This window comes from Streptomyces sp. 7-21 (assembly GCF_016741785.1).
Classification (GTDB): domain Bacteria; phylum Actinomycetota; class Actinomycetes; order Streptomycetales; family Streptomycetaceae; genus Streptomyces.
Genome location: NZ_JAERRL010000003.1, coordinates 103395 through 120063 on the forward strand (window position 1 = coordinate 103395; position 16669 = coordinate 120063).

The 16669-nt window shown below is 75.1% G+C and carries 3 protein-coding genes (1 of these 3 running past the window's edge); all 3 read right to left on the reverse strand.

Annotated elements, in window-relative coordinates:
* Tightly spaced (at most 46 nt apart), the 3 genes in view from JK356_RS04405 to JK356_RS04415 form a layout consistent with a single transcriptional unit that may run on beyond the window.
* Positions 1-4337: the 5' portion of an SDR family NAD(P)-dependent oxidoreductase gene (locus JK356_RS04405; RefSeq protein WP_201866194.1), read on the reverse strand. The gene continues 10960 nt to the left of window position 1, outside the view; only the first 4337 of its 15297 coding nucleotides appear in the window; it begins with the start codon at positions 4335-4337; its stop codon lies beyond the left edge, outside the window.
* A 15-nt stretch (positions 4338-4352) separates the two neighbouring features.
* Positions 4353-11627, reverse strand: a complete 7275-nt coding sequence (locus JK356_RS04410) for an SDR family NAD(P)-dependent oxidoreductase (RefSeq protein ID WP_201866195.1) — start codon at positions 11625-11627, stop codon at positions 4353-4355.
* Positions 11628-11673: 46 nt separating this feature from the next.
* Positions 11674-16635 carry a beta-ketoacyl synthase N-terminal-like domain-containing protein gene (locus JK356_RS04415; RefSeq protein ID WP_201866196.1) on the reverse strand — a complete coding sequence of 1654 codons (4962 nt, stop codon included), beginning with the start codon at positions 16633-16635 and terminating at the stop codon, positions 11674-11676.
* Between the last annotated feature and the right edge of the window lie 34 nt (positions 16636-16669).

Sequence of the window (16669 nt, forward strand, 5' to 3'; positions counted from 1 at the left end):
CCGCCGGGCACCACGACCTGGAGCAGCGTGTCGTGGCTGGGCCGTGCCGCGAGAACGTCGCGCACCTCGGCGAACAGCTGCTCGGCGAGGGCGGTATACCGCTCAGCGTCATCGCCGCCGTCACCGCCGTCACCGCCGTCACCACCGTCGCTGCCGGTGAGGGCGGCCACGCGCGGGGCGCCGCCGCCGGGCAGCGGCGCCAGCGCGTCGGGGGCGGGCGCGCCGCCCGTGCCGCAGAACAGGACGTGGCGGTGCGCCCAGTCCGGGCCGCTGCCCTGGCCGCCCTCCGGCAGCGGGGCGTCGGTCCACACCTGCTCCAGCAGCCCCGTCACCGGCCCGCGGTCGGTGGCCCCGGCGGTGTCGGCGCTGCTCAGGCAGGTCGAGAAGCCCTTGAAGCGGGCCAGGACGCGCCCGGCGTCGTCGCACAGCTCGATGTCGAAGCGGTTGACCCAGGACGCGGAGGAGCGGACCGACCGCACCACGGCCCAGGCCGGGGTGGCGGCGCCGGTGAAGATCTCCGCCTCGTCCAGCGCCATCGGCAGCTTGCGCTCCATGATGCCGGCCTCGCCGAAGCCGGACGACGCCTGGAACGCGCCGTCCACCAGGGCCGGGTGGAGCACGTAGCCGTCCTCGCCGTCCCGGGCCGGCGGCGTGGCCAGGCGCGCCAGCACCAGGCCGTCGCCGACGTGCAGGCCGGTGATGACCCGGTGCGCCGGCCCGTACCGCATGCCGCCGGAGGCGAGGAAGTCATAGCAGTCGTCGCCGTCGATGGTCCGCGGGCAGGCGGCACGCAGCGCGTCCAGGTCGACGACCGGGCTCTCGGCCTCCTCGGCGGGGACGGCGTCGCCCTGGCAGTGGATGACCGGGCCGTCGTCGCCACCGGAGAAGATCTCGAAGCCGACCTCGCCGTTCCGCTCGGGGAACAGCGCGATGGTGACCTCGACCGGCTCGTCGCCGCCGGCGGTGATCGGCCGCACCCAGCGGATGTTCTTCAGCCGCACCCCGGTCTGGCCGCCGCTGTCGAGGGTGGCGCGGCGCGCGGCCTCGCGGGCCATCTCCACGTACGCGGCGGCGGGCATGGTCCGCACGCCGTTGATGAGGTGGTCGGCGAGGAACGGCTCGGCGCCGGTGAAGACGGACCGGTAGCGCTGCTCGCTGAGGGTCGAGGTGTTCTCGTGGACCAGCGGGTGGTCCGGTGCGGCCGCGGCGGTGGCGGGCCGGGTCACGGCGTTGACGGCCGGCCAGTAGGTGTCGCGGGCGAACGGGTAGGCGGGCAGCGGCACCAGGGCGGGCGGCCGCTGCCACAGGTCGGCGAAGCGCGGGTCGTAGCCCTGCCGGTACAGGTCCGCCAGCGCCTGGAGGTGTTCCTGGTAGGGGGCCGGGTCGTCCTGGCTGGCGACGGCCTGCTCCACCAGGTCCCGCATGACGGCGGTCATCGCCGAGTTGGGCGTGAAGTCGCGGGTGACGGTGCCCTGGTAGACCTTCGGGGTCTTCTCGCCCGCGGCGGCGGCGCGCAGCAGCCGGACGGCGTCCGGCAGGTCGCGGGCGACGACGGCGCAGCGGTGCGCGAAGTGGTGCCGCCCGGCGAGGGTGTGGCTGACGGAGGCCAGGTAGCCGGGGCCGGCGCCGGTGTGGGCGTCGAGGTGGTCGGCGAGCGCGGTCAGCGCCTCGGTGAGCGCGCCGGGCGTCTTGGCGGAGACGGGCAGCAGGTACGACGGGCGGCCCGGCTGCGCTTCGACGGCCGCGCGGTCGGCGCGGGCCGTGGTGTGGGCCTCGACGATGACGTGGGCGTTGGTGCCGCTGAAGCCGAACGACGACACGCCGCCGCGCCGGGGCCGGTCGCCGGTGTCGGGCCAGGGGCGCGGCTCGCGGTTGACGAAGAACGGGCTGTCGTCCCAGCGGATGTAGTCGCTGAGCTGCTCGCAGTTGATCGACGGCGGGATGGTCTCCTCGCGCATCGCCCGCACCAGGGCGATGAGGCTGACCAGGCCCGAGGCGGCCTGGGTGTGGCCGATGTTGGGCTTGACAGAGGTCAGCGCGCAGTAGCCGGTGCGGTCGGTGGCGCCGCGGAACGCCTCTGCCAGGGCGTTGATCTCGATCGGGTCGCCCAGCCGGGTGCCGGTGCCGTGCGTGACGAGGTAGTCCACCGACTCGGGCGCGACGCCGGACCGGGTGTACACGTCGCGCAGCAGCCGGGTCTGGGCCTGGCCGCTGGGGGCGGTGATGCCGTTGGTCCGGCCGTCGTAGTTGACGCCGCTGCCCAGGATGGTGGCGTGGATGGGCTGCCCGTCGCGCTCGGCGTCCCGGCGCTTCTTCAGCACCAGCACGGCGACGGCCTCGCCCGGCACCATGCCGTTGGCGCGCTGGTCGAAGGCGTAGCAGGTGCCGTCCGGCGACAGCATGCCGGCGCGGGCCATGCCGTCGTAACTGCGGGGGTCAGCAAGGATGTTGGCGCCCGCGACGATGGCGGTGTCGCAGTCGCCGTACCGCAGCGCCAGACAGGCCTCGTGCAGCGCCACCAGGCCGGAGGAGCACGAGGTGTTGATGGCCATGCTGGGCCCGGTCAGGTTCAGGAAGTAGGCGAGCCGGGCGGCCAGGATGGCGTTGCTGTTGGACGTCAGGGAGTCGTCGTCGGACAGCAGGCCGCGGAAGTCGCCCTCCTCGACGCCGACAAACACGCCGACCCGCTCGCTGGCGAGCCGGTCGGGGCCGCAGCCGGCGTCCTCCAGCGCCTTCCACATCTCCGTCAGCAGCAGCCGCTGCCGCGGGTCGGTGGCGGCGGCCTCGCGCGGCACCATCTCGAAGAACATCGGGTCGAACTCGGCCACGCCCGCCAGGGCGCCGATCCGCCGCTCGGCGGCCGGCAGGTGCGGCGCGTGCCACTCGGCGCGCTCGCGCGGCATCTCACCGACCGTGCAGCGGCCTTCGGCCAGCACGGACCACAGCTCGTCGACGGTACGGGCGCCGGGGAACCGGCCGCTCATGCCGATGATGGCGACGGGCTCCGGGCCGGACTCGACGGCGGTGGGCCCGCCGGGCGTCACGGTGCCGGTCACGGGGCGGCGGCGCCGCTCCCGCGCGGCGGGGCGGGCCGTCACGCGGCGGCGCCGCTGCCCGTTGGCCGGAGCGGCCGGAGCGGCGGGGGCGGCGGGGGCGGCGGCCGGGGCGGGGGCGGCCTCGCAGCCCTCGCGGTAGTGGGCGTTCAGCTCCTCGGCGTACTGCTCCAGCAGGTGGGCGCCGAGCGCGCCCAGGGTCGGGTAGCTGTAGAACACGTCCGGCGTGACCTCGATGCCGGTCCGCTCCCCCAGCACGCCCGCGAACTCCACCAGGCTGATGGAGTCAAAGCCGTAGTCCGTCAGGCTGGCGTCGTCGTCCAGCTTGTCCACCGGCAGCTTCAGCAGCTGGCTGACCGCGTCCCGCAGCTCCCACGCCAGGCACTGCGCCACCGGCCAGCCCGCCATCTCCGGGCGCCGCCCGGGGCCGGGCGGCACCGCCTGGGCCGCCGGCTGCCCGGCGCCGGCCGCGTGGTCGCCGGCGGGCACGGCGGTGTCGTCCGCGCCGGCGTCCTCCGGGACCAGCTCGACCGCGCCGACGTCCAGCCCGCGCAGCCGCACCAGGCTGCCGCCGCGCTCGTCCACCAGGTCCACGGCCAGCGTCGCCGACCGCGCCGCCAGGTCGCCCTCGAACGACACCAGCGCCCAGGCCGCCTCGCTGCCCGAGGCCACGAACAGCGCCTCGTCCACGCCCAGCATGCTGATCTCGGCGTCGTCCCACCCCGCGTAGGCGCGCAGCACCGCCACGCACCCGGCGAGCTGCCCGGGGACCGGCACGGCGCCCGCCCCGTCCTGGCCGCGCGCCGGCGGCTCGGCCAGCCGCAGCAGCAGCGAGCCGGTGCCGCGCGCCGGGCGCGGCGCGGCCGCCCAGGCCCGCGCCACGGCCGCCACGCCGCCCGCGGGCAGGGCGAGTTCGTGGGCGCACTGCCGCTGCCACGCCGCGACGTCGGCGTCCTCGGGCTCGCCGGTGGCGGCCACCGACACGGTGCCGGTGCTGCCGGTGGTGACGGTGGAGACCGTGCCCGCGTCGTCCGTGCCGTGGTCGGCGTAGACGGTCCAGTCGCTCTCGCCGTTGTCGCTCGGGTACAGGTCGACGTGGACCTGCTCGCCCTTGCCGACGATCACCGGCTCGTGCCACGTCACGTTGGCGACCCGCACGACCTGCGCGGTGTCCTCGGCGGCCAGCATCGCAGCAGCGCGGACCATCTCCAGCTGGGCCGCCTCCGGCAGCACCTTGACGGTTCCGAGCGCCGCGTCCGGGGAGGCGTTCATTCCGTCAGACATGTCGATTCCTCCTGCTTACTGTGCTGACTCGTTGGGGACGAGCAGGTCGCTCAGGAACGACTCCCGGCCCGTGAACTGCGAGCTGAAACGCTGGATGGTCCGGTCGGAGGTGCTCTGCCGCACCAGCGCGGCGCCCTCTTCGCCCGCGCCGGGCACCGCGGGCGCCCAGTACCGCTCCTCGGCGAACGGGTAGCCGGGCAGGCCGACGAGGCGGGGGCGGCTGGTCCACAGGCCCTCGAACGCCGGGGGGTAGCCCTGGCAGTAGAACTCCGCCAGGCCCGCCAGCAGGTCCTGGTAGGCGTGGCCGACGCTGCGGGTCTGGTGGCTGGAGCGCACCAGGCCCGCGATGACCTTCTCGATCGTGGCGTTGGGGCGGAAGTCGCGGCTGACCGTCGCGCGCACGACGTTGGGGATCTTCGCGCCCGCCGCGGCCTCCCGCAGCAGCCGTGCCGCGTCCGCCGCGTCCTGCGCCACCACCGCGCAGCGGTGCGCGAAGTGGTGACGGCCGGTCATCAGAGTGAAGCTGAGCGAGGCCATGTACCCCGGGCCGCCGTCGGGCCGCTGCTCCAGGTGGCCGGCGAGCGACTCCAGGCGCCGCCGCAGCGCGTCCTCCGTCTTGGCCGACACCACCAGCAGGTGGTGGGAGGCGGCGGGCTGCGCGGCCACCAGCTCGGCCTCCTCGCGCTCGGTGCCGTACGCCTGGAGCACGACGTGGGCGTTGGTGCCGCTGACGCCGAACGAGCTGACGGCGCCGCGCCGCTGCCGTCCCGGCTCGGCCGGCCAGGGCCGGCCCTCCCGGTTGACGTAGAACGGGCTGTCCTCCCAGCGGATGTAGTCGCTCAGCTCCTCGCAGTTGATGGACGGCGGGATGTACTCCTTCTTCATCGCCATCACGAGCGTGAGCAGACTGACGAGGCCGGAAGCGGCCATGCTGTGGCCCAGGTTGGGCTTGACGGAGGTCAGCGCGCAGTAGCCGGTGCGGTCGGCCGCGTCGCCGAACGCCTCGACCAGCGCGTTGATCTCGATCGGGTCGCCCAGCCGGGTGCCGGTGCCGTGCGTGACGACGTAGTCGAGCGTGGCGGGGGCGATCTGGTGCCGCTCGTAGACCGAGCGCAGCAGGCGGGCCTGGGCCTCGCCGCTGGGGGCGGTGATGCCGTTGGTCCGGCCGTCGTAGTTGATGCCGCTGCCCAGGATGGTGGCGTGGATGCGCTGCCCGTCGCGCTCGGCGGCGTGCTGCCGCTTCAGCACAAGCACGGCGACGGCCTCGCCCGGCACCATGCCGTTGGCCCGCTGGTCGAAGGCGTAGCAGGTGCCGTCGGGCGACAGCATGGTCGCCTTCTCCATGGCCAGGTAGTCGTGTTCGGACGCCATGATGCTGGCGCCGGCCACGATCGCCGTGTCGCAGTCGCCGTTGCGCAGCGCCAGGCACGCCTCGTGCAGCGCCACCAGGCCCGAGGAGCACGACGTGTTGATGGCCATGCTGGGGCCCTTGAGGTCGAGGAAGTACGCCAGGCGGGCGGCGAGCACCGAGTTGCTGTTGGACGTCACGGTCGCCTCGCCGTCCACGAGGTAGCGGTAGTCGCCCTCCTCGACGCCGACGAACACGCCGATCCGGTCCTTCGTGACCGACCGTTCGCCGTATCCGGCGTCCTCCAGCGCCCGCCACATCTCCATCAGCAGCAGCCGCTGCCGCGGGTCCATCAGCTCGGCCTCGCGCGGCGAGATCTCGAAGAACAGCGGGTCGAACTCGTCGATGCCGGGCACCGCGCCGAACTTCCGCGGCTGGCCCCCGGGGCCGGGCGAGCGCCACCACGGGCGGCGTTCCTCGGGCACCTCGGTGACGGCGCTGCGGCCCTCCGAGACGATCGACCACAGCCCGGCCACGGTGCGGGCGCCGGGGAACCGGCCGCTCATGCCGATCAGCGCGATCGGGTCCTGGGCCAGCGCGGCCCGGGTGCCGGCGCTGGCGGTGAACCGGTCGGAGCGGCGCTTGCGTTCGGCCGCGGCGGCGTGGCCGGCGTCCGGGCGCAGAACGGCCGAGGCGTCGTCAGCGGCCTCGCGGTAGCGCTCGTTCATGCGCGCCGCGTGGCTGGTCAGCAGGTAGGACGTCAGGCGGTTGAGCGTGGGGTGCGAGAAGAACAGGTCGGGCGTGAGGGTGAACGCCAGCCGCTTGCTCAGCTCGGTGGCGTACTTCGACAGGTTGATGGAGTCGAAGCCGTAGCTGGCGAGGTTCTCGTCCGCGTCCAGCTTCTCGGCCGGGATCTTCAGCACGACGCTGGCCGCGTCGCGCAGCTCCCACGCCACGCACTGCTCGATGGTCCAGCCCCGCATGTGCGGGCGGCGGCCCTCGCCGGCGCCCCGCGCCGGCGAGGCGGCGGCAGCGGCGGCCGGGGCCGCGGCGGGACGGCGCTCCCGCGACAGCGTCAGCCCGGCGACGTGTGCCACGGGGGTGCCGTCGTCGGCCAGCAGGCCGAGCCCCAGCGTCCAGGAGACGGGCGCGGGCCCGCCGTCGGAGGTGAGCGTGATCCGGGCCCAGCGCGCCGCCACCGGCGCGGCGGTGAAGCGGGCCTCGGCGACGGCCGTGACCGCCGCGTCGCCGCTGCGCCAGCCGACGTAGCCGCGGGCGGCGGCCAGGCAGGCGTCGAACTGCGCGGGCACCAGCACCAGCGGGGCGCGGCCGGCGGCGTCCCGCTGCGGCTCGTCGGGGAGTTCGAGCAGCAGCAGGCCCTCCCCGTCGCGCGGGGCGTCGGCGTCCGCCAGCACCCGGACCAGCCCGGCCGCGTCGGCGCCGAGCGCGGCCGGGTCGAGCGCCACGGCGCAGCGCGCCCGGGTCTCGGCCAGGTCCACCGGCTCCGGCCCGGCCGTCTCGTCCCCGGCGGCGTCCCCCGCCGCCGCGCCGGCGGCCGTTCCGGTGGCGCCGCCGTCCACGGCCAGGTAGAACTCGCCGTCGTCGTCGCGGAAGTACAGCGCCCAGTCCACGCCGCCGTCGGTGGCGCGCAGGTCGGTGCGCAGCGCCCGCATCCCCTCCGCCGGGGCGGTGACCTGCTCGTGGCAGCTGACCTCCCGCAGCGTCACGGCCCAGTCGCCGTCGCCGTGCGCCAGCGCCACGGCGGCGCGGGCCAGTTCCAGCCGCGTCCCGGCGCTCAGCGCGCGGACGCCGCCGGGCGCGGGGGCGAACCAGTCCTCGTCGGCGCCGAACGCGGAGGCGAAGCGTTGGCCGGACAGGTCGGAGGTGTTCTCGTGCACCAGCGGGTGCAGCCGCGCGCCGCCGCCGGCCGTCTCCACGTGCGGCGCGACCCAGTACTCGTCGTGGTCGAAGGCGTAGGCCGGCAGGCTCATCCGCTCCGGCGGGGTGGCGCCCCACAGGCCGGTGAACGCCGGCTCGTGGCCCCGGCAGTACAGCTCTGCCAGCTTCGCCAGCCGCTCCCGCAGCCGCTCGTCCGGCTCGCCGGGGTGGCCCTCGCCGGCCAGCGCGGCCAGTGTCGCGGCCTCGTCGGCGGGCGGCTCGAAGTCCCGCGGCACGGCGCCCAGGAACACCCCGGCGCCCGGCTCGCCCGCCGCCGCCCGCCGCAGCGCGGCGACCGCCTCCTCACGGTCGCGTGCCACGACGGCGCAGCGGCGCGCGAAGTGGTGCCGCCCGGCGATGAGGGTGTAACTGGCCGACTCCAGAACCCCGTTGCCCCAAACCGGCAGCCCGGCCAGGTGGTCGGCGAGCGCGGTCAGCTCCCGCGACAGCGCCTCGTCGGTCTTGGCGGAGCAGACCAGCAGGTGCCAGGGGCGGGCGGGCTGGGCGGCGATCCGCTCCAGGTCGCCGCGCTTGGTGCCCTCGCTCTGGAGCACCACGTGCGCGTTGGTGCCGCTGAACCCGAACGCGCTCACGCCGCCGCGGCGCGGCGTGCCGGGTGTCTCGGGCCAGGCGCGGCGCTGCGTGTTGACGTAGAACGGGTTCGATGCCCACGGGACGAAGTCGCTGATCTTCTCGCAGTTGATGCTCGGCGGGATCGTCTCGTGCCGCATCGCCAGGGTGAGTGCGATGAGGCTGACCAGGCCGGAGGCGGCCAGCGTGTGGCCGACGTTGGGCTTGGTCGACGTCAGCGCGCAGTAGCCGGTGCGGTCGGTGGCGCCGCGGAACGCCTCGGCCAGGGCGTTGATCTCGACCGGGTCGCCCAGCCGGGTGCCGGTGCCGTGGGTGACCAGGTAGCTGACGGTCGCCGGGGAGATGCCGGCCCGCTCGTAGACCTCGCGCAGCAGCCGGGTCTGGGCGTGGCCGCTGGGGGCGGTGATCCCGTTGGTCTTGCCGTCGTTGTTGATGCCGCTGCCGATGATCGACGCGTACACCGGGTGGCGGTCGCGGCGCGCCTGGTCCCGTTTCTTCAGCACGATGGCGGCGACGGCCTCGCCGGGCACCATGCCGTCGGCGCGGCGGTCGAAGGCGCGGCAGACGCCCTGCGGGGAGAGCATGCCGGCGCCGTCGAGCGCGTCGTACTCGCGGGGCGTGGCCATGAGGTTGACGCCGGCGACGACGGCGGTGTCGCAGTCGCCGTTCCGCAGGCTCAGGCACGCCTCGTGGACGGCGAGCAGCGCCGAGGAGCAGGCGGTGTTGATGGCGACGCCGGGGCCGGTGAGGTTGAGGAAGTACGACAGCCGGGCGGCGAGCACGGCGTTGTGGTTGGAGGTGATGCCCTCCTCGGCGGCGGCGATCGAGCGGTAGTCGCCCTCCTCGACGCCGACGAACACGCCGACCCGCTCGGAGCCCAGCTGGTCACGGCCGAGGCCCGCGTCCTCCAGGGCCTTCCACATCTCCTCCAGCAGCAGCCGCTGCCGGGGGTCCATGGTCTCGGCCTCGCTGGGCGCGATCTCGAAGAACATCGGGTCGAACTCGGCGATGCCGGGCACCCAGCCCATGCGCCGTTCCTTGCCGTCGGCGCGCCACTCGCGGCGCTCGGCGGGCGCGGGGCGGATGACGCTGCGGCCCTCGGCCAGGATGTCCCACAGCTCGCCGACGGTGCGGGCGTCCGGGAACCGGCCGCTCATGCCGATGATGGCGACGGGCTCCTCGGCGCCGGGGCGGCCGGTGCCCGCGGTGGCCGCGAACCGGGCGCCGGCGGTGCGGTGCGTCCGCCGCCGGCCGCTGCCGCGCGGACGGCGGGACGGCACGGCGGGCGGCTGCGCGGGCTGCTGGCCGGGCTGGCCGGACTGGGGCCGCTGCGGGGCGGGCGCGGCGGCCGGAGCCGGCTCCTGGGCCGGGGCGGGCGGCTGGGGTGCGGCGCCGTCAGCGGTGGTCCCGGCGGTGCCGGCGGCGTCGGCGGCGGCGTCGGCGGAGGCGTCGGCAGCGGTGCCGGCGGCGGGGAAGAGCGCGGCGACCTTGTCCGCGTGCCGCTCCCGCAGGAACTCCTGCACGCCGTGCAGCGAGGGGTAGTTGAAGAAGATGTCGGGCGTGAACTCAATGCCGAAGCGCTCGGAGATGACGCCCGCGAACTCGACCAGGCTGATGGAGTCGAAGCCGTAGTCCCGCAGGCTCTCGTCGGCGGCGAGCTTGTCCGGCGGGATGCGCAGGATCTGGCTCGCGCTCTCCCGCAGCACGGCGATCAGCTGGCGCGCCGCGTCGCCGTCACCGGCGGGCTGGGCCGCGGCGGCCGCGCCCGGGTCCTGCGGCGCCGCGGCGGCCGCCGCGCTCCCGGGGGGCTGCGGGGATGCGGCGGTCTCCGGGGCGCTCCCAAGGGCCTCAGCGCTCTGTGGAGCCGGGGCCGGCTCCGGGACCTCAGCGCGCTGAGGGGCCGCAGCGCTGTCCGGGGCCTGCGCCGGCTCCGGGGTCTCGGCGGTCTGCGGCTCCGGAACGGGCAGGCCCAGCGTCCGGTACAGGCGGTCGGCCTGGCCGACGAGCGCGAGGTACTGGGGCTCCTCCCCCGCCGCGAGCAGGTGGCCGAGCAGGGCCGTGCCCTCCTCCGGCTCCAGGTAGCGCTGCCCGCTCGACCGCAGGTACAGCTCGCTGGACGCGGCGTCGCCGAAGTCCATCCCCCGGCTGTGCCACAGCGGCCAGTTGACCGCGAGCCGCCGCGGCCCGCGCCCCCCGGCGCGCGCCATGTGGCGGGCGTAGCTCATCTGGAAGCGGTTGGCGCAGGCGTAGTCGCAGCCGCCGAAGTCGCCCAGGACGGCGGCGCTGGAGGAGAAGTAGACGACGAAGCCCACCTCGTGGCCGGTGAGCGCCTGCTCCAGGCTGAGCGTGCCGGTGACCTTCGGCGCGAGGATACCGGCGAACGTGCCGGCGTCCCGGCCGCCGATGTTGCCGCCGCGTTCCAGGCCGGCCGCGTGCAGCACGCCGTCCACGCGCCCGGTGGCGGCGGCCGCGGCCGCGACCGCCTCGGCCATCGCGTCGGCATCGGTCACGTCCGCCTGGCGGTACTCCGCCGCCTCGGCGCCCGCCTCCCGCAGCGCGGCGAGGTGCCGCTCGACCTCCTCGTCCGCCGGGCGGCGGCCGGTCAGCACCAGCCGGGCCGCGTAGCCGCGCGCCAGCCACTGAGCAAAAATCCGGCCGAGCCCGCCCATGCCGCCGGTGATGAGGTACGTGCCGCCGTGGCGCAGCGCGTCCCGCTCCGCGGCGGGCAGCGCGGCGGGCCGCACCTGAGGCACGAACCGCCGCCCGGCGTGATACAGCACGCCGCCGGGCTCGGCCGCGGCGGCCTCCGCGGCGACGCGTCCGGGCAGCTCGGGCAGCGAGGCGGCGTCGGCATCCAGGCACACCACGCCCACCCGCGTCGCCGGCATCACGATGCCCAGGGAACGCGCGAAGCCGAGCCACGACTCGGCGGCGCAGCGCTCCAGCCCGTCGTGGAACGCCGCCGCCAGCAGCAGCCGTTCGGGGGCCAGCTCGCGGACGACGAGGCCGCGCAGCAGCGGCACGAGGGCGCCCGGCCGCCACAGCAGGCCGCTCTCCTCGGTCGCCCACAGGTGGAGGACGGCCCCGATCCGGCCGTGGTCCGCCGCCACGGCGGCCAGCAGCGTGTCGTAGTCCTCCAGCGCGCCGTCCGCCTCGCCGTCACCGATCTCGTACTGGCCGGCGTCGACGCGGCGGAACCCCGCGCCCCGCGCGACGGTCACCACGGCGAGGCCGGGCAGTGCCCGCGCGAGCTGCCGCCTGACCTCCTCCTGACGGCGCCGCTCGCTGAGGAACACCACCGCGCAGCCATCCGCCGGGTCAGGCGGCGAGAGCGGCGGCGCCGACCGCTCTTCCCAGTCCTCGGTGAAGACGTGCAGGTCGTCCGGCGTCGTCACGTCCGGGTTGGTCAGCATGACCCCTCACTCCTGGCTTCTCGTCACGGAATCCGGTCGGTGCCGCTCACGCAGCCGCGGCGCGCGGCCCGAAACGGACTCCGGTCAGGCGGATCAGCGGGCGTCCCTCCGCGTCGCTGAGCACGATGTCGAGCGGTGGCGCGGCGTCGCCGGGTTCGCGGGCGGCCGTGCTCTCGGTGATGACGGCGCGGGCCTCGTCGGTGCAGCGGCCGAGGAACCGGACCTCGTCGATGGACTCCAGCGCGGACGGCACGGTGCCGGCCTCGGCGGACAGCCGGCCGGGCCACAGCGCGGCCACCTGGAGCGCCGCCGTCAGCAGCACCGGGTGGGCGACGAAGTCACCGGCGGTCGGGCACAGTTCGCGGGGCAGCCGGAGCAGGGCGACGCAGTGGTCCGGCGCCTTGCGCACCTCCGTCAGCGCTTGGTAGGCGGGGCCGTTGCGCACTCCGGCGCGGGCGAGCGCGGCCTCGGCGTCCGCCGCCGACCAGTGGGGCTCGGCGCTGCCGGACACCACCGGGACGGTGCTGTCCGGCGTGTCCTCGGCAAGCGTGGCGCGGCCCTGGCAGAACAGCCGCACGTTCTCGCTCAGGTCGTCGCTCGGGTCGTCGCTCTGTTCCCCGTTCTGGCCGCCGTTCTGGCCGTCGCCCGCGCCGCCCTGCGGCTGGTAGCAGTCGAAGTCGACGGCGCCGGCGGAGTCGAGCATCAGGGAGATGTCCACGGGGCCGGCGGTGCCGGGCTCCCGCACGTAGGTCTCGTCCCAGGACAGGTCGGACAGGACGATCCCGGTGTGGGCGGTGCCGCGGCCGTGGGCCAGCGAGACCGCCGCCCGCGCGGCCTCCAGCCAGGCGGCGGCGGGCAGGCTGGGGCGGCCCTGCTCGACGTGGTCCCGCAGGAAGTACTCCTGGCCGCTGTAGTGCGAACGGAAGCGCTCCTCGGCGAAGTCGGAGACGTTCTCGTGCACCAGCGGGTGCAGCTGGCCGCCGGAGCGGGGGCCGCCGGCGGCGGGCCGGTCGTCGCCGAAGGTGTCGGTGAACCAGTGGCGGTCGCGGGCGAACGGGTAGCCGGGCAGGCCGGGCGGCGCCGGCAGGGCGGACGCCGTGCCCTCCTCCAGCGGCGACCAGTCCACCGGCACGCCGCGCACCCACAGGTCCAGCACCTTGGCGTAGTTGCGGGCGCGCAGCCAGACGCCCAGGAAGTCCCGCAGGTCGTCGTCCTCGCCGAAGAAGGCGGCGAAGTCACGGGACTGCTTGGTGTTGCCGGTGAAGATGCCGGCCTCGGCGCGTTCCCCGGCGAGGTAGGCGCGCAGCCGGGAGGCGGCCTCCTCGGCCGACTCCGCCTCGAACGCCAGCCGTTCGGCCATCTCCTCGCGGGCGGTGCGCAGGGTGCGGGAGAGCGCGGCGACGTCCGTTGCGGGGTGGTCCGCCAGGTAGCGCAGCAGGTTCCCGGCCTGCGCGCGGAGCCGGTCCTCGTCGCGGGCGGAGAGCACGATGGGCAGCGGGCCGGGCGCCTCGGCCGGGGCGGGGCGGGCGGCGCCCCGGTACTCCTCAACGATGACGTGCGCGTTGGCGCCGCCGAAGCCGAAGGAGCTGACGCCGGCCCGCAGCGGCAGTTCGGCGCCGGACGCGTCGCGCTTGCGCTGCCACGGCTCGGCCTCGGCGACGACGCGGAACGGGGTGCCGTCCAGCTCGATGAACGGGTTGAGCTTCTGGAAGTGCAGCAGCCCCGGCAGCCGCTGGTGCCGCAGGCACAGCAGCAGCTTGATGAACCCGGCGATGCCGGCGGCCGATTCGAGGTGGCCGATGTGCGTCTTCACCGAGCCCAGGCCGCAGGAGCCGGCAGGCAGCGCGGGGTCGAGCTCGCGGAAGGCGTCGACAAGGCCCTGCACCTCGATGGGGTCGCCGAGCGCGGTGCCGGTGCCGTGGGCCTCGATGTAGCCGACGGTGCCGGGGGCGATGCCGGCGTCGGCGAACGCGGCGGTGATCAGCTCCTTCTGGGCGGCCGGGTTGGGGGCGCGCAGCGAGTCGGTCTGGCCGTCGTGGTTGGCGGCAGTGCCCCGGATGACGGCGTAGACGCGGTCGCCGTCGCGCTCGGCGGCGGCCAGCGGCTTGAGGAGGACGGCCCCGTAGCCCTCGGCGCGAACATATCCGTCCGCGCGCGCATCGAACGTTTTGCAGCGGCCGTCGCTGGCCTGCATGCCGGACTTGTAGTTGACGTGGAAGGACCGGGCGGAGAGCAGAGTGTTGACGCCGCCGACGACGGCCTCGGTGCAGGCGCCGGCGCGCAGGTCGCGCACGGCCGCATCGAGGGCGATCAGCGAACTGGAGCAGGCGGTGTTGAACACCCGGCTCGGGCCGTGCAGGTCGTACCAGCGGGAGACGCGGTTGGCGAGGAGCGCGGGATGCGTGCCGGAGTCCATGTAGGCGCCGTAGGTCTCCGCCAGCGCGGGCTGGCTGAACAGCAGCTCCGCGTAGTCCGCGCTGTGCGCGCCGACGTACACGCCGACGCGGCGGCCGCGCAGCGCCGAGGGGCGGTAGCCGCCGTCCTCGATGACGTGCCAGGTCAGCTCCATCAGCTTCCGCTGCTGGGGGTCCATGGCCTGGGCCTCCAGCGGCGAGATGCCGAAGAACGCGGCGTCGAACTCGTCGACGCCGTCGGCGAATCCGGCCGACTCGGGGAAGTCGGTGAGGTCGCCGTGCTGGCGCGCCTGGTCGGTGAGCAGCTGCGGCCTGCTGTCGCGGATGGGGGTGATGCAGTCGGTGCCGGTGTCCAGGTTGCGCCAGAACGCGTCGGGGTCGTTGGCGCCGCCGGGGAAGCGGCAGGCGATGCCGATGACGGCGATGGCGCCGGCGTCGCCGTCATCGCCGTCGTTGCCGCCGGGCTGGGGTGCGGGCGCCGCCGCGGCGGGCTCCGGCGCTGCGGCGGGAACGGCTGCCGGTTGCGGCGCGGGAGCGGGTGCGGGCGGGGTACCGTCCCCGGCGGCCGTGGCACCGGTGTGCTCGGCGAGGTGGGCGGCCAGCTCGCCGAGCCGGTTGTGGCGGAACAGCTTGGCCGGGGTGAACGGCAGCCCGAAGACCTCTTCGATCTTCTTGGCCAGCTGGATGTACTGCATGGACGTGCAGCCGAGTTCGCCGAGCGCGTCGACGGCGCGCACGTCGTCGGGCGTCACGTCGAGGGCGGGCGCCACCACATCGTGGACCAGGCGGTGCCGGACCTCTTCCGTCCCGGCCGCGGGCGCCTGGCCGGTGCCGGGAGCGGTTCCAGCGCCGCCCCGGGCGCTGAACCACACCGGCAGCTCGCCCGACTCGTACCGCTCGCGGCAGCTGTTCCGGCGGACCTTGCCGATGCCGGAGCGCGGGATGGCGTCCGGCTCGGTGAAGACGATGTCGTGCAGCGCGATGCCGTAGTAGTCGGAGACGACGGCACGCACCCGCCGCACGAGCCGCTGGTACTCGTCCTCACTGAGCCGCTCCGGCAGCTCCTGGACCAGGACGATCCGTTCGGCGGTCTCGCCCTCGGTGGCGAACACGGCGGTCGTCAGCCGCAGTTCGGGGACCCGCTTGCGGACCGTGGTCTCCAGGTCCGGCGGGTAGTACTTCATGCCGTTGACGATGAGGAGTTCCTTGACCCGGCCCACCAGGTAGAGGTAGCCGTCGTCGAGGAAGCCCAGGTCGCCGGTGCGGAAGTAGCCGCCCTCGCCGGTGGTGGCGAGGGCAGCGTCGAACGACTCGGCGCTCTCCTGCGGCTTGCCGTGGTAGCCCCGGCCGTTGCCCGCGAACTTGAACCAGATCTCGCCGACGTCGCCGGGGGCACACTCCTCGCGTGTCTCCGGGTGGACGATGCGCAGCGACAGCGGGCCGCGCACCTTGCCGTTGCGGACCAGCGGGCGGTACTTCCGGTCGTCCGTGACGCGGACGGCCTTGTTGCGCGCCAGCGCCTCGACGTCGGCCCGGAAGACGGTCAGCTGGGAGCCGGAGCTCTCGGTGGCGAGGCAGCCGACCTCGGTGGTGCCGTAGTGGGGCCGCACGGCGTCCGGCCTAAGGCCCAGCGGGGCGAGCGTCTCGGTGAACGTCGTCACCGTCTGCTCCCGCAGCGGCTCGCCGGCGCAGAAGATGCTGATGACGGAGTCCAGCGACACGTCCCGCAGCTCGTCGACGCTGACGGAGTTGACGCAGTACTCGAGCGTGGAGTTGGGCGCGCCGGTGTGCGTGGCCCGGTAGCGGCTGAGGAGTTCGAGCCAGTAGCCGGGGTCGGAGACGAACAGCCCGGGGGCGAGCAGCACGGTGGCGGCGCCGGTCAGCAGCGGCACCAGCAGGCCGAGCGGCAGACCGAAGTTGTGGGTGAGCGCCAGCCAGGACACGACCGTGGACTCGTCGTCGATCTCCCACAGCGCGGCGGCGAGCGCGGCCTGGTAGAGCAGCGCGCGGTGGGTGACCATGACGCCCTTGGGCAGCGACGTGGAGCCCGAGGTGTACATCATCATCGCCAGGTCGTCCGGGTCCGCGGCGCGCGGCGGCGCGAGCGTTTCCTCCCCGCCGTCCTCGCCGTCACCGGCCGGTTCCCCGGCGGGCACGGTCAGCAGCCGCCGCCCGGCGGCGGCGTCCTTGTCCTCGATCCAGCGGGCGGTGCCGGGGTCGGCGAGCAGGCAGACGGCCTCGCTGTCGGCGGCGACGGAGGCGATCATCTCGGCGCTCGCCGCGGAGCGGTTGGCGGCGTCGACGACGGTGGGCACGGCGACGACGTTGGCGTGGAAGCAGGCGAGCAGCCCGATGACGTAGTCCTCGACGCGCGGCAGCAGCAGCACCGCCCGCTGGCCCGGCTCGCAGACGCCGGCCAGTTCGGCGCCGAGCGCCGCGACGCGCCGCCGCAGCGCGCGCGGGGACACCTCGGACAGGCCATCGCGCTCCTGGTAGAAGCGCAGCGGCTTGTCGTCCGGGTAGCGCTCGCAGAGCGCGGGGAAGCTCAGCGGTGACTGGGCCAGGGACTCGATCTCATCGAAGGTGATCCTCATTGGTCTTCTCTCATCCACGCGCGTGCGGTGCCCG